Source organism: Vibrio fluvialis (assembly GCF_900460245.1).
Lineage (GTDB): Bacteria > Pseudomonadota > Gammaproteobacteria > Enterobacterales > Vibrionaceae > Vibrio > Vibrio fluvialis.
In genome coordinates this window covers 2,181,822-2,199,693 of sequence record NZ_UHIP01000001.1, presented here as the reverse complement: position 1 = coordinate 2,199,693, position 17,872 = coordinate 2,181,822, and the positions used below count along the sequence as shown (strand labels likewise).

The 17,872-nt window shown below is 51.7% G+C and carries 18 protein-coding genes; 10 read left to right on the top strand and 8 right to left on the bottom strand.

The genetic code is table 11. The features are described 5' to 3' along the window. The first annotated feature begins 215 nt into the window (after positions 1-215). A complete protein-coding gene (locus DYA43_RS10355) occupies positions 216-743 on the top strand; it encodes a GNAT family N-acetyltransferase (protein ID WP_020328099.1) in 528 nt (175 codons plus the stop codon). Here DYA43_RS10355 and DYA43_RS10350 read toward each other — a convergent pair. After that, entirely contained in the window at positions 700-1,002 is a 303-nt protein-coding gene (locus DYA43_RS10350) for a DUF3301 domain-containing protein (RefSeq protein ID WP_020328098.1), read from the bottom strand. The two genes, DYA43_RS10355 and DYA43_RS10350, sit on opposite strands and share 44 nt — an antisense overlap. Before the next feature lie 5 nt (positions 1,003-1,007). Beyond that, positions 1,008-2,045, bottom strand: a complete 1,038-nt coding sequence (locus tag DYA43_RS10345; RefSeq protein WP_020328097.1) for a DUF3549 family protein — start codon at positions 2,043-2,045, stop codon at positions 1,008-1,010. An 80-nt stretch (positions 2,046-2,125) separates the two neighbouring features. Between DYA43_RS10345 and DYA43_RS10340 the strand changes: the two genes are divergently transcribed. Together DYA43_RS10340 and truC are read left to right on the top strand one after the other, a co-directional pair. After that, positions 2,126-2,437, top strand: a complete 312-nt coding sequence (locus DYA43_RS10340; RefSeq protein ID WP_061056771.1) for a YqcC family protein — start codon at positions 2,126-2,128, stop codon at positions 2,435-2,437. Continuing rightward, positions 2,437-3,168, top strand: coding sequence for a tRNA pseudouridine(65) synthase TruC (gene truC, locus DYA43_RS10335; protein ID WP_061056770.1), 732 nt, complete (start codon positions 2,437-2,439; stop codon positions 3,166-3,168). The genes DYA43_RS10340 and truC overlap by 1 nt, the downstream gene beginning before the upstream one ends. Before the next feature lie 69 nt (positions 3,169-3,237). Here the strand turns inward: truC and dxs are convergent, their stop codons facing one another. From dxs to xseB, 3 genes are read right to left on the bottom strand one after another with little or no spacing between them, the layout of a single operon-like run. Further along, positions 3,238-5,103 (bottom strand): 1-deoxy-D-xylulose-5-phosphate synthase, encoded by a 1,866-nt coding sequence (dxs, locus tag DYA43_RS10330; protein WP_055452215.1) that lies wholly within the window; start codon positions 5,101-5,103, stop codon positions 3,238-3,240. 20 nt (positions 5,104-5,123) lie between these two features. After that, positions 5,124-6,008 (bottom strand): (2E,6E)-farnesyl diphosphate synthase, encoded by an 885-nt coding sequence (gene ispA / locus DYA43_RS10325; RefSeq protein ID WP_047463088.1) that lies wholly within the window; start codon positions 6,006-6,008, stop codon positions 5,124-5,126. 21 nt (positions 6,009-6,029) lie between these two features. Further along, positions 6,030-6,272, bottom strand: a complete 243-nt coding sequence (xseB, locus tag DYA43_RS10320; protein ID WP_024374628.1) for an exodeoxyribonuclease VII small subunit — start codon at positions 6,270-6,272, stop codon at positions 6,030-6,032. A 499-nt stretch (positions 6,273-6,771) separates the two neighbouring features. On the opposite strand from xseB, the gene pomA reads away from it, so the two are divergent. The 7 genes from pomA to rlmM all read left to right on the top strand — a co-directional run bounded on the left by pomA (position 6,772) and on the right by rlmM (position 13,591). Continuing rightward, positions 6,772-7,536, top strand: a complete 765-nt coding sequence (gene pomA, locus DYA43_RS10315) for a flagellar motor protein PomA (protein ID WP_020328091.1) — start codon at positions 6,772-6,774, stop codon at positions 7,534-7,536. Between the two features lie 9 nt (positions 7,537-7,545). After that, complete coding sequence (locus DYA43_RS10310; RefSeq protein ID WP_024374629.1) at positions 7,546-8,511, top strand: flagellar motor protein MotB; 966 nt, start codon at positions 7,546-7,548, stop codon at positions 8,509-8,511. Positions 8,512-8,674: 163 nt separating this feature from the next. Beyond that, positions 8,675-10,123, top strand: coding sequence for a tRNA uracil 4-sulfurtransferase ThiI (gene thiI / locus DYA43_RS10305; RefSeq protein WP_020328089.1), 1,449 nt, complete (start codon positions 8,675-8,677; stop codon positions 10,121-10,123). 452 nt (positions 10,124-10,575) lie between these two features. Further along, positions 10,576-11,511, top strand: a complete 936-nt coding sequence (locus DYA43_RS10300; RefSeq protein WP_020328088.1) for a transcriptional regulator GcvA — start codon at positions 10,576-10,578, stop codon at positions 11,509-11,511. Beyond that, entirely contained in the window at positions 11,492-12,115 is a 624-nt protein-coding gene (locus DYA43_RS10295; RefSeq protein ID WP_038127093.1) for an alpha/beta fold hydrolase, read from the top strand. The genes DYA43_RS10300 and DYA43_RS10295 overlap by 20 nt, the downstream gene beginning before the upstream one ends. Continuing rightward, the gene (locus DYA43_RS10290; RefSeq protein ID WP_020431373.1) at positions 12,105-12,503 is read left to right on the top strand and encodes a DUF423 domain-containing protein; all 399 of its coding nucleotides are present in this window, start codon (positions 12,105-12,107) and stop codon (positions 12,501-12,503) included. Before DYA43_RS10295 ends, DYA43_RS10290 begins: the two co-directional genes overlap by 11 nt. After that, positions 12,500-13,591 (top strand): 23S rRNA (cytidine(2498)-2'-O)-methyltransferase RlmM, encoded by a 1,092-nt coding sequence (gene rlmM, locus DYA43_RS10285; RefSeq protein WP_020328085.1) that lies wholly within the window; start codon positions 12,500-12,502, stop codon positions 13,589-13,591. The genes DYA43_RS10290 and rlmM overlap by 4 nt, the downstream gene beginning before the upstream one ends. A 48-nt stretch (positions 13,592-13,639) precedes the next feature. Here the strand turns inward: rlmM and xni are convergent, their stop codons facing one another. The 3 genes from xni to DYA43_RS10270 all read right to left on the bottom strand — a co-directional run bounded on the left by xni (position 13,640) and on the right by DYA43_RS10270 (position 17,792). Beyond that, positions 13,640-14,416 (bottom strand): flap endonuclease Xni, encoded by a 777-nt coding sequence (gene xni / locus DYA43_RS10280; RefSeq protein WP_061056769.1) that lies wholly within the window; start codon positions 14,414-14,416, stop codon positions 13,640-13,642. A gap of 69 nt (positions 14,417-14,485) precedes the next feature. Further along, on the bottom strand, positions 14,486-15,844 hold the full coding sequence (ppnN, locus tag DYA43_RS10275) for a nucleotide 5'-monophosphate nucleosidase PpnN (protein ID WP_020328082.1): 1,359 nt from the start codon (positions 15,842-15,844) through the stop codon (positions 14,486-14,488). Between the two features lie 382 nt (positions 15,845-16,226). After that, positions 16,227-17,792, bottom strand: a complete 1,566-nt coding sequence (locus tag DYA43_RS10270) for a GGDEF domain-containing protein (protein WP_061056768.1) — start codon at positions 17,790-17,792, stop codon at positions 16,227-16,229. Between the last annotated feature and the right edge of the window lie 80 nt (positions 17,793-17,872).

Below are 17,872 nucleotides of genomic sequence, written 5' to 3'. Positions count from 1 at the left end.
GGCTTTTCTTAATCTCCCAATGCGTGGCTTCTTCAGGTTGCCTGGCGTCCAGCGCTCACAGGATGCGATTACTGCTAATAAATTTGTAAAATAACAAATAAATCGCAACCCAGATCAATGATATATCGTCCCAGTTGGTTTAATTTTCGGCTTCTTTCCTGTGCTTAGGAAAGGGCCTTTTGGTCATTCGGAATTGTTGTAAACAAGGATTGTCCGTGACAATAGTGACACGCAGAACGCTTGTTATTCCTTACACAGAATCATTTGAGTCTGATTTTTTGATGCTCAACTGCTGTGCGAAAAACCGCGCGCAAATGAACGGCCCGAAAACGGTCGCCTCCGCAAAACAACTCTTTCAACGTGTGCTGCACGATCCTTCCCTGCATGCGATGGCGGTGCTCGACAACTACAATCGTGAATACATGGGACATGTGTTTGTCGAGGTTGAAGACGGCCATGCAGAGCTGGGTTATATCTTCGATAAAGCATATTGGGGACAAGGACTGGCAAGCGAAGCGCTGCTGGCGTTTTTTCCTAAGATGTGTCAACGCCTCGGGTTGGAAAAAGTGGTCGCGACGGCCAACCTGCAACATTACGCCTCGATAGCGATTCTTCACAAGCTTGGTTTTCATCTGCTGGGGACCAACGAAGATGTGTTTGGCCCGTATTACGAATTTGCCTGGTTGAAAGAGGAAACGGCTACACCATTCGATGCGGTGGCACATGGAATGCCTGCGGCGTAAAGCCGCGCATGATCAGATGGCCCTGATAACAGTCGTCACCGAGGGCTGAAAACTCAAAATAGTACACCGTATGCCAACGCCAGCGATTGTCTGGCGTTTTCCATTTATGGCGCCCAAACGACACGCTGAGCAGTTGTAAATCCAGTTCATCACACTTACGTGCGATTCGGGCCTTGGCCAGTTCAGACTGACGACGCTGCTGCCAGAAGGCAAAACACACCAGGCAAAACAGCAGGATAGTGAGCAGGTCGCCAATCATTCGCTTTACCCTTTCGTCGATTGTTGCAGGTTCAGCAGTGCTTGCGCCAGTTCTGGTGACGGGCTGGTATGCAATAGCGGCAGCAGTACCATACGCAGTTCTGGCAGCATGACTAAATCGGCAAACAGCTGGTTGAACAGCGACTGATTACCGCTTTGCGCCAAACGCAGCAAAAAGCGCTGTGCGCGACCGCTGTCGCTGAGCATTGACCAGCTGCGACCCGCAATACCAATCAGCACTTCCGGATGGCTCAGACGCGGGCTGCTTAACACCGTATCCAATACGTCACTTTGTATCGCAGCCGGCGCGCCGGACAGGGCTCGCACCAGCGCTGAAAGCAAAAACAGATCCGGCTCTTGCGCGTTCATCTCGGCATCAGCAAGCTCTTTAATTCGCGCGGCCAGTTTCTCAGGCAATTGGATGTGTTCCAGTGCGCCGAGCAAGGCGTATAACGGCTGAGCCGGAAGGTGATGGAGCGCTTTACGCAGCGTGACGCCATTTTGCTCCTGACCCAGACGGGCACAGATGTCCGTGATTCCCTGCAGGCCAACGGTTTGCCAGTTGTCCCAGCCTAAGCCACCGCCGAAGTAGTGCTGCGCGTGTTCATAATACTGACTGCATGGCAGGCCGAGATTGGCGCGGATCTGGCTGTGGAACACGGCCATTTTGTCTTCGGCGGGTTTGAACGTGTAAGGGTTGTTGGCCAGCTTTTGTTGCTGTTCGTCGCTTAGTTCCTGATTCAGGCGCGTCCCCATGGCTTCAATCACGTATTTGATGAACTGGCCGACATCGGCCTGAGCCAGTAATCCTCGCTCATCCAGCGTGAATTTCAGAAACCAGATCCAAGGCTGTTTGGATTCGTTCCAGTACACAATGGCCAAATGCGCCGTGCGTTTCAGCGGATAAGGGTAGGGCTGGTAGCCGAGTTCAACCTGTTCAAATTGAGCCACATCAATGGCTTGAATGCGGCGGCCTAAGTCAAACACCTGATAGTGACAGCCGCTGTTTTTCAGCAGGGCGCTGAGAGTATGAATGGTATCCATGGGAGCAAATTGGTCCTAACTTTCTTTGTTCAATAGATGGTATCATTCGCCGCTAATTCAAGGCCAGGAAGTAAAGATTAATGACCGCCGCCACACTTTTCGTGTTATTGCAGCAACTGGAAGACGAACTTCGTCAATCTGGTGTCTGGCAAACCGCTGCACCCGCTGAGCATGCGTTGCAAAGCACGCAACCTTTCGCGCTGGATACACTTGAGCCGCATGAGTGGCTGCAGTGGATTTTTCTACCACGTATGCAGCAGATGATAGAGCAGCAGATGACCTTGCCGAGCGGCTTTTTGTTGTCACCCTATTTTGAAGAAGTGTGGAAAGAACGCGAGGAATTTGCAACGGTGATGCTGGTCTTAAATCGAATCGATAAGGTGTGTCAGTAATGCTGGAAATCATTTATCAGGACGAGTACATCGTGGCTGTCAACAAGCCAGCGGGCATGTTGGTGCATCGCAGTTGGCTCGATAAGCATGAAACCCATTTCGTGATGCAGACGCTGCGCGATCAGATTGGTCAGCATGTGTTTCCGTTGCACCGTCTCGATCGCCCGACCTCCGGGGTATTGGTGTTTGCACTGTCCAGTGAGATTGCCGCCAACATGATGCCGATGTTTGCCAATCATGAGATGGAAAAAACCTATCATGCGATCGTGCGCGGCTGGATTGAAGAGGGGGATGTACTTGATTATCCGCTTAAAGAAGAGCTGGATAAAATCGCCGACAAGTTTGCCAAGCAGGATAAAGAGCCACAGTCAGCAGTGACGGCGTATCAGCCATTGGCCAAAGTCGAAGTGCCGCATTCGACGGGCAAGTTTCCCACTACGCGTTACTGCCTGATGGAAATGAAACCCAAAACCGGACGTAAACATCAATTGCGTCGCCACATGGCGCATCTGCGTCATCCGATTGTCGGTGATACTACTCACGGCGATGGCAAACACAACCGTCTGTATCGTGAGGTGTATGACGCGCAGCGTCTGATGTTGCATGCCAGCGAGCTGCGTTTTATCCATCCTTACACGGAACAGGAGCTGGTGCTGCGAGCCGGGTTTGACCCAATCTGGCAGCGCCTGTTTGCGCAGTTTGCGTGGAATGAGCCTCAGCCTGCGGTCTGATTCTCTGACCAGTCAACACAAAAAAGCCTTCTCACTGAGAAGGCTTTTTCAATTTGGTGCACCGACGCATTATTTGGCGAGGTAGTCACGAACCGCGCGTTCAATGCCAGCCGCATCCAGTCCCAGCTCGTGGTGCATCTCTTCTTGCGTGCCCTGAGCAATAAACCGATCTGGCAGACCCAGATTGAGGACTGGCTTGATGAGTTTATGTTTCATCATAAATTCCACCACACCCGCGCCAGCGCCGCCAGCGACCACGTTCTCTTCCAGCGTCACTAACACATCGTGCGTGTTGGCCAGTTCGCTAATCAGGGCTTCATCAAGTGGTTTGACAAAACGCATGTCAGCCACCGTAGCGTTGAGTGCTTGCGCCGCTTCGAGTGCGTATGGCAGCAGAGTACCGAAACTTAAAATCGCCACTTTCTCACCTTCGCGCATGATGCGGCCTTTGCCGATTTCCAGAGCCGTGAAGTCACTTTCAATCGTCACCCCCATCCCGTTACCGCGTGGGTAACGCACAGCGCTTGGCCCTTGGTGCTGGTGGCCGGTGTAGAGCATCTGACGACACTCATTTTCGTCCGCCGGTGCCATGATCACCATGTTCGGAATACAGCGCATAAAGCTGAGGTCAAACGCACCCTGGTGAGTCTGACCGTCCGCACCGACAAGACCGGCACGGTCAATCGCAAACATCACTGGCAGGTCCATGATCGCGACATCGTGGATCAGTTGATCGTAACCACGCTGCAGGAAGGTGGAGTAAATCGCCACAATCGGTTGATGACCCGCGATCGCCATACCAGTTGCCAGCGTTACCGCGTGCTGTTCTGCAATCGCCACATCAAAGTATTGTGATGGGTACTCTTTCGAGAAACGCACCATACCGGAGCCTTCGCGCATTGCCGGCGTGATCGCCATCAGCTTAGGATCCTGTGCGGCCATGTCACACAAAAAGTCACCAAAAATTTTCGAGAAAGTCGGCTTAGTACTGGTGCTTTTGGGCAGTGAGTCGTGGCTCGGATCGAATTTCGGTACGCCATGGTAGCCAATCGGATCTTTCTCCGCCGGCTCATAGCCTTTACCTTTTTTGGTCATCACGTGCAGGAACTGCGGACCTTTCAGTTCACGCATGTTTTTCAGCGTTTTGGTCAGTTCCAGAACGTCATGGCCATCAACCGGGCCGATGTAATTAAAGCCCAGCTCTTCAAACAGAGTGCCCGGCACCACCATACCTTTGAGATGCTCTTCGGTGCGGCGAACCAGTTCTTTGATTGGCGGAACGCCAGACAGCACTTTCTTGCCGCCTTCACGAATCGAGGTATAGAGATTACCGGACAGCAGCTGCGCCAGATGGTTGTTCAGTGCGCCCACGTTTTCTGAAATCGACATTTCGTTGTCGTTCAGAATCACCAGCATGTCTGGATGGACGTCGCCGGCGTGGTTCATCGCCTCAAACGCCATACCTGCGGTAATCGCACCGTCGCCAATCACGCTGACCACTTTACGGTTCTGGCCTTCTTTGCCTGCGCAAATGGCCATACCCAGCGCCGCACTGATTGAGGTCGACGAGTGACCAACAGACAAGGTGTCGTATTCGCTCTCTTCACGCCAAGGGAACGGGTGCAGGCCGCCTTTCTGACGAATAGTTGGCATCTGCTCACGGCGGCCAGTCAGAATTTTATGCGGGTAAGCCTGATGGCCGACGTCCCAGATCAGTTGGTCAAATGGGGTGTTATAGACGTAATGCAAAGCAACAGTGAGCTCAACAGTGCCCAGGCCAGAAGCCAAATGACCGCTGGATTGGCTGACTGAGTTCAGCAGATAGGTTCTCAGTTCATCACAAAGCGTCGGCAGCACTTCTTTTGGCATGCTGCGTAATTCATCCGGCGTATTTGCCAGAGCCAGTGTCGGATATTTTGAAATATCAAGAGTCATAGTTATGCGCGCTTATAGTGTTAATTTTTGCGCTCGATGACGTATCGGGCGAACTCTTCAAGATGCTCAGTATTGTACGGAATCGCTTCCAGTGCCTGAAGCGCTTCTTCAAGCAGCGCCTGAGCTTTATTCATTGCTCCTTCCAGACCTAATAGAGCCGGATAGGTACTTTTATTGAGTTGTTGATCAGAACCTTGTGGTTTGCCCAACGTTTCGGTGTCACTGATGATATCGAGAATGTCATCCTGAACCTGGAAAGCCAGACCGACCGCATCTGCGTACTTATCGAGATGAGGCAGCACATCCAGCCCTTTCTGACCCGCCGCCATCGCTCCCATGCGGATAGCGCAGCGCATCAGTGCGCCGGTTTTATTGCGGTGGATGTTTTCCAGCTCTTCCAGTGTCACCATGCGGTTCTCGGCCGCCAAATCTAATGCCTGACCCAGACACATGCCCTGAGCGCCAGACGCTTCTGCCAGTGCCTGAATCATTTTTACGCGGTTCACTTCACCAGCGGCAGACAGTGAGCCTTCTGCGAGAATGGTAAACGCCAGCGTTTGCATCGCATCACCGGTCAGAATTGCGGTCGCTTCATCAAACTTAATGTGGCAGGTTGGTTTGCCGCGACGTAACTCGTCGTCGTCCATTGCGGGTAAGTCGTCATGAATCAGTGAGTAGGCGTGAATACACTCAATCGCGGAAGCGGGAGTGTCCAAATCACTCGGCTCACAGCCCAGCATTTGTCCGGTGATGTAAACCAGATAAGGACGAGCGCGTTTGCCGCCCAGCAGCAAACCGTAACGCATCGCGTCAATCAGCGGCAGAGTCTGGTTCGGCAGACGGTTTAACCACAGGTCAAGCTGCTCATTATTTCTTTGTTGAAAAGAGGATAGAGCCTCAATCATAGGGCACTCTTTAGTCTTCGTTTATTCAGGCAAATCGGTAAAGTCACTCAGCGGCGCTTCGTCGCTGTTGCTGAGCAGAATGCTGACGCGCTGTTCGGCTTCGTCGAGCTTAGTTTGTCCGGAGCGAGCCAGAGCAATGCCGCGCTCAAATTTTTTGAGGGCTTCATCTAACGCCAAATCACCGTTTTCCAGTTGATCAACCAGTTCATCTAACTCCTGAATGGTTGCTTCGAAGGACATGTTTTCAGGTTTCTTGCTCGCCATAATCATTTTGCCTTGGGAAAGATGCACGAAAGTTACCTTAGGGCGTTGTGATGGTCAAATTTAACCAAGCAATTTTGTCAGAAATACAACGCTTTTTAGTGGATGCCGAGACCGAAAAGCAAAAATGGCACCGGAGTCTGAAACTTGGCTTGGATTTCTGTGCTGCCCGCAGGTGCATCTTAGCCGGATTTGAGTATACACTGGGAAAAGCATATCACTGCCCGGTAGGGCGTGCCGCCGTTTCAAGCAGATTTTTGCGCAAATTGTCGACTCAAGACGAGTGGCAGTGGCGAAAGCGTCGCTCAATCCTGAGAAAATGAACAATAACTCAGCAACATAGAGGACGTGCGGACGTAACAATGATAAATAATCTTGTCATCACAGACAGGGAAGAGCGTGGTATGGTGCCACACTTCCTGAGAAAAAAGTTAAAGAATTTATTCTCTTGCCGATAACGAGAGTAATCTCTAATCGCGAATGAACAGCAGAGGAGCGCTTCGTGGATTTAGCAACGCTGATAGGTCTGATTGGTGGCTTAGCATTTGTCGTCATGGCGATGGTCTTGGGCGGCAGCATTATGATGTTCGTCGATGTCACCTCTATTCTGATCGTAGTGGGTGGTTCGCTGTTCGTCGTGTTAATGAAATTTACGATGGGTCAGTTCTTCGGTGCCGCCAAAATTGCCGGCAAAGCGTTCATGTTTAAAGCCGATGAGCCAGAAGACCTGATCGCGAAGATCGTGGAAATGGCTGACGCAGCGCGTAAAGGTGGTTTTCTGGCTCTGGAAGAGATGGAGATCTCCAACTCTTTTATGCAGAAAGGCATTGATCTGCTGGTGGATGGCCACGATGCCGATGTGGTGCGTGCCACGCTGCAAAAAGATATTGCCCTGACCGACGAACGTCATGAGGCCGGCACGGGCGTGTTCCGCGCGTTTGGTGATGTTGCTCCGGCGATGGGGATGATCGGTACACTGGTTGGTCTGGTGGCGATGTTATCCAACATGGACGACCCGAAATCGATTGGCCCGGCCATGGCGGTGGCTTTGTTGACCACGCTGTACGGTGCGATTCTCTCTAACATGGTGTTTTTCCCGATTGCCGACAAACTGTCGCTGCGCCGTGAACAAGAAACGCTCAACCGCCGTTTGATTATGGATGGCGTGTTGGCCATTCAGGATGGCCAGAACCCGCGTGTGATTGACAGCTACCTGAAAAACTACCTCAATGAAGGTAAGCGCGCGCTTGATGTCGACAAAGAATAAGCGGAGTGAATGATGGAAGAGCAAAAGTGCAAATGTCCGCCTCCTGGGCTTCCGGCCTGGCTGGGGACCTTTGCTGACCTGATGTCACTCCTGATGTGCTTCTTCGTACTGCTGCTTTCGTTTTCGGAAATGGACGTACTGAAGTTCAAGCAGATCGCCGGTTCAATGAAGTTTGCCTTTGGTGTGCAAAACCGTCTCGAAGTGAAAGACATTCCGAAAGGGACCAGCATCATCGCTCAGGAGTTTCGTCCCGGGCGTCCTGAGCCGACGCCGATTGATGTCATCATGCAGCAAACCATGGACATCACCCAGCAAACGCTGGAGTTTCACGAAGGTGACTCTGATCGTGCCGGTGGCACCCAGCGTGATGCCGGCCAGTTGACCGGTGGTCAGTCTCCGGAAACTTCCACGCAAAATAACCAGAACACCGAAGCGCAGCAGCAACAGCAGCAAGCGCAGTCTCAGGCGATGTCAGAAGAGATGGAAACGGTACTGGAAAGCATTAAGAAAGCGCTGCAACGAGAAATCGAGCAGGGTGCGATTGAAGTGGAAAACCTTGGGCAGCAGATCGTTATCCGAATTCGCGAGAAGGGCGCATTCCCTGAAGGTTCCGCCTTCCTGCAACCGAAATTCCGTCCGCTGGTACGCCAGATTGCCGATTTGGTCAAAGATGTTCCGGGCATTGTCCGAGTGTCTGGCCATACAGACAATCAGCGTATTGATTCTGAGCTGTATCGTTCGAACTGGGATTTGTCTGCGCAGCGCGCGGTGTCGGTGGCGCAGGAGATGGAAAAAGTGAAAGGCTTCAACCACCAACGCCTGCAAGTACGCGGTATGGCCGATACGGACCCGTTGGGGCCGAACGACACTGAAGCCGAGCGCGCTCGTAACCGCCGAGTAGAAATCAGCATCATGCAGGGTGAGCCGCTCTACAGCGATGAAGTCCCATCGGCACAGCCCGCGACCAACCAATAACGCGACATAGAGTCCGCTCACAAAGGCAAGCTAACCCGCTTGCCTTTTTCATAAGCTTTTCTCTGTGGCGAGAGATCGTGTATAATCCCGCCCCCTTAGCGGTGCTGAGCGCCACACAGTCGTGCCTGCCAGTGAATGTTCAAATCAAATTGCGAATAACCTTATGAAATTTATAGTTAAGCCCCATCCAGAAATTTTCATTAAAAGTGAATCGGTGCGTAAGCGCTTCACTAAAATTCTTGAAAGCAATATTCGCAATATCATCAAGAGTCGTACCACTGGTGTGGCGGTATTCAACCGTCGCGATCATATTGAAGTTTCTGCGAACAGCAGTGATTTCTTTGCGGAAACACTGGAAATTCTGAAGACCACTCCGGGCATTCAACAAGTGCTGGAAGTGAAGCAATCGGAATTCAAAGATCTGCACGATATTTACGAGCAAGTGCTGCTGCAAAGCCGTCATCTGATTGAAGGCAAAACCTTCGTGGTGCGCGCTAAACGTCGTGGTAAGCATGAGTTCACTTCGATTGAGCTGGAACGTTACGTTGGCGGCGGCCTGAACCAGGCGGTAGAAAGCGCCAAAGTGCGTCTGAAAAATCCAGATGTGACCATTAATGTGGAAATCAACGATGGTCTGCTGAATCAGGTTATTGCCCGCCATAAAGGCTTAGGCGGTTTCCCTCTGGGTACGCAGGAAGATGTGCTGAGCCTGATTTCTGGTGGTTTTGACTCGGGTGTCTCCAGCTACCTGCACATCAAACGTGGTTCAAAAGTGCATTACTGCTTCTTCAACCTGGGCGGTCCGGCACACGAAATCGGCGTAAAACAGGTGGCTTACTACCTGTGGCACAAATACGGTTCTTCAGCCAAAGTGCGCTTTATCTCAGTGGATTTCGAGCCTGTGGTGGCAGAAATTCTGGAGAAAGTTGACGATGGCCAGATGGGCGTGATCCTAAAACGCATGTTCATGCGTGCGGCAGGCCAGATTGCAGAGAAATTCGGCATTCAGGCACTGGTGACGGGTGAAGCGCTGGGTCAGGTATCCAGTCAGACTCTGACTAACCTGCGCCACATCGATAATGTAACTGATACGCTGATTCTGCGTCCGCTGATCAACTGGGACAAAGACGATATCATCAGTCTGGCTCGTGAGATCGGTACGGAAGACTTTGCCAAGACCATGCCGGAATATTGCGGCGTGATCTCGAAGAGTCCGACCGTGAAAGCCGTCAAAGCTAAACTGGAAGCGGAAGAAGCCAAGTTCGACTTCTCGATTCTGGATAAAGTGATATACGACGCGCGTCAGATGGACATTCGTGACATCGAAAAAGAGTCGCAGCAGCAAGCGCCGGAAGTGGAGCTGGTTACGGCGGTTCAGGAGCACGCGGTTGTGCTGGATATCCGTAGTCCGGATGAAGAAGATGAGAAACCGCTGGAGCTTGAAGGCGTGGAAGTCAAACACCTGCCGTTCTACAAACTGGCGACTCAGTTTGGCGATCTGGACCAGTCTAAGACTTACCTGTTGTACTGCGAACGCGGTGTGATGAGCCGACTGCAAGCGCTGTACCTGAAAGAACAGGGTTTCGACAATATTAAAGTTTACCGCCCGTAACACTGTCGGTAGATAAAAGAGAAACGCAAATCGCTGGTCGGTTTGCGTTTTTTTTCGCCTCGACGCAGCATTAGATTTATTTACCTTTTGTTACACACTAGGCGCGGGTTTATCGACACTGGAAGCAAGGTCACGGCACAAATCGCAGGCATAAAAAAACACCGCCCTGAGGCGGTGCTAAATAATTTGACAGACAGGTCAAAAAATAAATACAGGAAGTATATGTTTTGCGGCAGGGGATAACTGCACAAAACAGGTGGTAGAAATCTACCTAACTCGAAAATCGAGTTTGCAAACACAACATCGCAACAACTAAGCCCATTGATTCTAAAGAGAATCAAGCCGTTCAGGCCCGCGTTGCGGGGTGAAATATAGATTTTCTCTGGCTGGTTAGCAACGGACAATTTATAATGTTTCAGATTAAAAAAACTAATCTGTTACAGAGTGTCCTCATGTCCAGAAGATTGCCACCATTAAACTCGCTGAAAGTGTTTGAAGCTGCAGCGCGCCACCTGAGTTTTACCCGGGCGGCGGAGGAGCTGTTTGTTACCCAGGCCGCGGTGAGTCATCAAATTAAAGCGTTGGAAGAGTTTCTCGGTTTGAAACTGTTTCGCCGTCGCAACCGATCTCTGCTGCTCACCGAAGAAGGGCAGAGCTATTTCCTCGATATCAAAGACATCTTTGGTTCGCTGGCAGAAGCGACCGATAAATTGTTGGAGCGTAGTGAAAAAGGCGCGCTGACCATCAGTCTGCCGCCGAGTTTTGCTATTCAGTGGCTGGTGCCGCGTCTGGCTGACTTCAACCAGCAAGAGCCGGATATCGATGTGCGCATTAAAGCGGTCGATATGGAAGAAGGTTCGTTGACCGATGATGTGGACGTCGCTATCTACTACGGCCGTGGCAGTTGGCCGGGGCTGCGCGCTGATAAGTTGTATCAGGAGTTTCTGATCCCGCTCTGTTCGCCTTCACTACTGCTGGGCAGCAAGCCGCTGTCGACATTAAAAGATTTGGCCCATCATACATTGCTGCACGATACCTCGCGCAAAGACTGGAAACAGTTTGCCAAAGAGAACGGCCTCGACAGCGTAAACGTTAATCACGGACCGATTTTCAGTCACTCCACCATGGTGCTGCAGGCGGCGGCGCATGGGCAGGGTGTCGCGTTGGGCAACAACGTATTAGCGCAGCCTGAATTAGATGCGGGGCGCTTAGTGGCACCGTTCGATGAAGTTCTGATGACCAAAAACGCATTCTACGTGGTGTGCCATGAGAAGCAGGCGGACATGGGGCGGATTGCGACATTCCGCGACTGGATGCTGAAAAAAGCCCGCCGCGAACAAGAGGATTTACTTGATGACAGCACACTCCATGACACCAGTACGCATTGATGGCGAGCATAACCCGCTGACGTTTATTTTTGCGCACGGTGCGGGTGCCGATATGGATCACGATTTTATGGCGGCGGTGGCAAGTGGTTTGGCTGCACGTGGCATTCGCGTGGTGCGATTCAACTTTCCGTATATGGTCAAACGGGCGGAAGATGGCAAGCGCCGTCCGCCGGATCGTGCGCCGAAACTGCTGGAAGCGTTTGAAGCGGTGATAGCGGAGTACGCCTCAGGTTCGGTGGTGATCGGCGGCAAATCGATGGGCGGGCGAATGGCGTCGCTACTGAGTGCCCATCCGCAAGTGGCGGGCATCGCGTGTCTGGGTTTTCCGTTTCACCCTCCGGGCAAGCCGGAAAAGTTCAAAGGCGACCATTTGGCGGAGGTAGACAAGCCCACGCTGATCCTGCAAGGCGAACGTGACACGTTTGGTACGCAGTTGGAGTGTGCCACTTTCTCATTCAGCCCAAACGTTTCTCTCGCTTTTCTACCAGATGGCGACCACAGTTTCAAACCGCGCAAGTCTTCAGGGTATACCGAAGCGCAAAACATCGCCTTGGCGGTGGAAAAATTAAGTCAGTTTATTATTGAGGTGTACGATGAAAAGTAAGTCATTACTTACCTTGGGTGGCCTGTTTTCCGGGATTGCCGTTGCACTGGGCGCATTTGCAGCTCACGGCCTGAAGGCCAAATTGAGTCCACACCTGCTTGAGGTGTTTCAAACGGGTGTGCAGTATCAGTTTATTCATGCGGCGGCGCTGATTGTCTGCGGTATTCTGCTGCAGCTGTCACTGACAGAAAAAGCGCGAAACTATTTTAGCCGCGCGGCGATTTGCTTTATCATCGGCATCTTTTGTTTTAGCGGCAGCCTGTACGCCTTAGCACTGACGGGTGCAAAATGGTTTGGTCCCATCACGCCGATGGGCGGTCTGCTGTTTATGATCGGCTGGGGATTATTTACCTTCGCGGCCATGAATATTAAAGAGGTCAAGCAGTGAAACAAGTCATGCTCTATTGCCGCGCAGGTTTTGAAAAAGAGTGCGCCGGTGAGATTCAGGACAAAGCCACGCAACTGGAAGTGTATGGTTTCCCGCGTATGCAGAAGAACAGCGGCTATGTGCTGTTTGAGTGCTATCAGGAAGGCGATGCGCAAAAGCTGATCAAAGAGCTGGATTTTCAGGCCTTGATTTTTGCTCGCCAGATGTTTGCGGTGGCGGCAGAGTTCACTGAACTGCCAAAAGATGACCGTATTTCTCCTATTCTGACGCAGTTGTCAGAATTTGAAGGTTTTCCGCGCTGCGGCGATCTGCGTGTGGAAACGCCGGATACTAACGAAGCCAAAGAGCTGCTCAAGTTCTGTCGTAAGTTTACCGTGCCGCTGCGCCAAGCACTGCGTGGCAAAGGGGTACTGTTCGCGAAAGAGCATCCGAAAAAGCCAGTGCTGCACGTGTGCTTTGTCGCGCCGGGCCACTGTTTTGCCGGTTACTCGCTGAGTTCAAACAATTCGCAGTTCTTTATGGGCATTCCACGCCTGAAGTTTCCTGCTGATGCGCCAAGCCGTTCAACCCTGAAGCTGGAAGAAGCGTTCCACGTGTTTATTCCGCGTGAAGAGTGGGATACCCGTTTGGCGTCTGGCATGTGGGCGGTGGATCTCGGCGCGTGTCCGGGTGGCTGGACATATCAGTTGGTGAAACGTTCGATGTTCGTGCACGCGATTGATAACGGCATGATGGCAGAAAGCCTGATGGAAACCGGTCAGGTGAAACACCACATGGTAGACGGTTTTAAGTTTGAGCCGCCGCGTAAGAATGTGACCTGGCTGGTGTGTGACATGATTGAAAAGCCATCACGCGTGGCGCAACTGATGGGCGAATGGATCATTAGTGGCTGGGCGAAAGAGGCGATTTTCAACCTGAAATTGCCAATGAAAGGTCGCTACGATGAAGTGTTGGAAGACATCGAAAACCTGAAAATCTTCCTCAAAGAGCACCATGTCAAGTTCCGTCTTCAGGCGAAGCATCTTTACCACGATCGTGAAGAGATCACGGTGCACGTTCAGGCACTGACGAATATCTCTCCGCACTAATATCGTGACAGAGTTGAAACAAAAAAACGCTCCTTAAGGAGCGTTTTTTTATGCTGGCGACCCGCTGAAACGAATGTCCTGCAGATTAAAACCGAGTTCGATGTCGGTTTTCAGTCCGGCTACCTGCTTACATACCCGCGCCAGTTCAATGTGTTCATCGAGCTTTTTGCGGTATTTCGCGGGCAGCGCCTCACTGGCGTAAGCGCTTTCGATATCGGCAAACTGGGTCAGGATCTCTTTTGCCGCTTTAGGTCCGATTCCCGGCACGCCCGGTACCTGACTGGAGCTGACGCCAGTCAGTCCCCAATAGTCGGCTAACTGGCTAGGTTTGACACCAAATTCTTTGTCGATAAACGGTTCATCCAGCCAGCGATGCTGAAAGTAGTCGCGAATTTGCAGCGTTGGCGACAGCAGTTGGCAGTAACCTTTGTCGGTGGAAATGATGGTGACTTTTTCCTGATGTGCGGCGACCTTGGTTGCCAGTGTTGCCACCAGGTCTTCAGCTTCATCACCATCGGAGAGCAGGGAATCGATACCCAGTTCCCACCAGGCTTGCTGAATCTTGTCTAATCCTTGTTGCAGAGGCAGGGGCATGGGTTTGCGCCCCGCTTTGTAACCCGGCAGAATCTCGGCGCGCCAGCCTCGGTCTTGCAGGTGATGGTCAAACACCGCGATGATATGGGTGGGTTCGGCTTCGCCAATGATACGTTGTAGTGTGCGGCTGGTGGTCTCTATGGTTCTCGCAATATCGGTTTCATCCGGCTGGGCGGAGTGCACACGACGAATGAGGTTAAGAGCATCGATGATGACGAGATGGATAGACATAGCAATTCAAAAAAATAAGGGCTGTTAGGCCCTTATTGTAATGAAATTCAATGGGATTGCTACCAAGCGTCAGGTGACGATGCGATAACACGGCACATAAGCGGAGCCGCCCGGCAGTTTCATACGATTCTGATCGACGAAGTCTTTCAGCAAACGGTCCATTTTCTTCATCAACACCGGGTCGCCGTGAATCTCAAACGGACCTTTGCGCTCAATCTCATGGATCCCTTCGGCCTTCACGTTGCCTGCCACAATGCCAGAGAAGGCGCGGCGCAGGTTGGCGGCCAGCACTTCCGGACGTTGGTTGAGATGCAGATCCAGGTTGGACATGCTTTCGTGGTTAGGCTCGAATGGCAGTTGGAATTCCGGCTCAATCTTGAGTGACCAGTTGAAGCTGTAAGCATCTTCATTGTCTTTGCGGTGCTGACGAACCGTTGGCATCGCATTTTTCATGATACGCGCCGCTTCCGCAGGATCGTCAATCACGATGGTGTAGTGCTTACGCGCTTCATCACCCAGCGTATCGGCGATGAACTGGTCGATAGAGCGGAAGTACGCTTCACTCTCTTTCGGGCCCGTCAGCACGATTGGCATTGGCTGATGAGTGTTTTCCGGATGCATCATAATACCCAGAATATACAGCAGCTCTTCGGCAGTACCCGGGCCACCCGGGAAGATGATGATGCCGTGTGCAAGGCGCACAAACGCTTCCAGACGTTTTTCGATGTCTGGCATGATCACCAGCTCGTTAACGATGGGGTTTGGTGGCTCAGCGGCAATGATTGATGGTTCAGTCAGGCCCAGATAGCGCTGCTCGTGAAAGCGTTGTTTCGCATGACCGATGGCCGCGCCTTTCATCGGACCTTCCATTGCACCCGGTCCACAACCGGTACAGATGTTGAGTTCACGCAGGCCCAGTTCATGGCCCACTTCCCGAGTGTATTGGTATTCGATTTCATTGATCGAGTGACCACCCCAGCACACCACCAGATTCGGAATGATGCCCGGAATCAGGGTACCCGCGTTGCGCAGAATGCCAAACACCAGGTTAGTGATATGGGTTGAGTTGGTCAGGTTCAGACGCTGACTGTCGGCCAGATGCATGTTGACGTACACGATGTCGCGCAGTACGGAAAACAGATGCTCCTGAATGCCTTTGATGATGTGACCGTCGACAAACGCGTGATCCGGCGGATTGGTCAGTTCGAGCTTGATGCCGCGTTCACGGCGCAGAACCGTAACGTCGAAATTCTTATACAAATCGAGCAACTCTTTGGAGTTGTCGGTATGGCTGCCAGAGTTCAGGACCGCAAGGCTACAGTTGCGGTACAGCTGGTACAGATCACTGGATGCGGTTTTTTTCAGTCGTTCTACTTCAAGCTGCGACAACAGATCCATGCTGCCGGCTGGGCTGACTTGAGTGATCATGCTGACCTCCTTTCTTTAGAGGTTAATCATAGTCCACCTGCGCGCTTGGCTGATGAGTTCTTTGAGTCTTGCGTCGCTCGTTTCGCGGAGGTGGGGCAATCATCCGGAATGTTCAGCGGTGGTCGATGACCAGACCTGAGGAGAAACCGGGTTCTTTGGTTCGTGGAAGTGGCTGAGACTTGCTCAGCGACGTCAACGAGTTAGAGTACTTAACTAATTGATATTACGGTTTCAATCTTGTGCGGATCTGTGGGAATGGGAAATATTGTGCCGCATCAGATGTGAGTTTGGTCACTAAAAATGTGTCACTAAGGTTAAAAAATAACCGAATAACAAAGGGGAAGAAAGGGTGATGCCGCGATCAGCAACAATTTCCTGGCGATTACTTCCAGGCGATTTGGTTCGGTCCGTATTTCTTCACATCCACCAGTGAGCGGTGCACGCGCTCAAGCACAGTTTCCGGCGTATCGGATTCTTTGAAGCAGGTGCTTGAAGCGGTCAGCGTGATGGTGATGTTCTTATCTCTGAACTTGAACGGCAGTTTGGAGACGTTGCGCTGAATCTGTTGAATGATTTGGTAACACTCATTATCCGTGTGTTCCGGCAGCAGCAGGATGAACTCTTCCCCGGAGAAACGGGCGACGGTGTCGGTATCATCGAGCTCTTTGCTGATGGTGCGCGCAATGATTTTCAGCGCTTTATCACCGGCCATGTAACCAAAACTGTCGTTAATAGTTTTGAATTTATCGATATCCAGCATGACGATACGCAGCGAGTGCTGAGCGCGAATCCAGCGGCGATATTCCAGTTCCAGACGATCGTTGAATGCCGTGCGGTTGTACACCTTAGTCAGTGGATCCTGCAACATGCGCTGCGCCTGATCTTCCAGACGGCGGCGGTAATCCTGCGTGATTTCAAACAGCGCTTCCATCTGGTTGCGGGTGTACTGCATGCGTTCAATCAGGGCCTGTTCACGCTGTTCGGCGTGAGTCAGACGTTCTGACAGCGACGAGAGTTCATCCAGCATCGGTTCCAGCTTGGCTTTGGTTGGCGCCAGTTCGGTGCCCTCTTTCAACGCCGCCTGACTGCGCGCGACCAGAGTGTTCAGTTCCTGATGCATCTCCTGGCGGTGCGCCTGATAGTTGAGGCTCTGATCGACGTTCTGATTCACGCTCTTGATGTTGTTCGCCAGTGAGCTGTTGACCTGCTCGAGGAATTTCTCCGAACTCTTACGTTCGAAGTTGGTGCCGGCAATCACCAGTTTGAGCACTTCCAGTGTCAGCTCTAACAGGGTTTGAGTGTTCACTCCTGTCAGTAGTTTGGCACGGATGTCAGTCAGCAGATCGCCTGATTCGCCGTCAAAATCAAGTTCGGTAATGAGGTTTTGCAGCTCTTCGCTGAGACGTGCCAATAATTCTTTGTCAGCACTTTGGTTCAGTTCATCGACCACAGCTTGTGGGTTGGCGGTGATGATTTTAACTGAACGTTCGTAGATACCGAGCAGACGCATGGCCTGATCGGCTTTAGGCAGCTGTTGAGCGGCAGAAAAGCTGAGTAAATCACGAAGATCGCGCTTCACTTTTGAAGGCAGGCCGGGTACGCGCAGCAGGATCTCGCCGCTGTGTTTTATCTGAGAGTCGAGGTGAGTACTCTGCTTTTCCATAGTCAACGTTTGTTGCTTCAACATGCGCTCCAGTACGGCCAGACGAGGTATGAGCGAGCTTATATCTTTCTGCTGCTCAATGGCTTGACGCAGCTCAGCTAAATAACCATTCAGTTGATGGTTCTCGCCTCGGCAAGCCAGACTTAAAGATGCGACGATACGTTTCAGGACTTTTTGTTCTCGGTTAAATTTGAACGAAGTATCCCGATGTGTCAAACGTGTCTGTTCCAGCTGACTGCGCAGCTGGCTTAACTGATTTTGGATATCTTGCTCGAGAACGCCCATCGACAACAAACTACAGCTTCGGATCAATCCTGATCCTATTTAGTGATTTATCGATAATAACAAAAAAAACTTATTCGTCA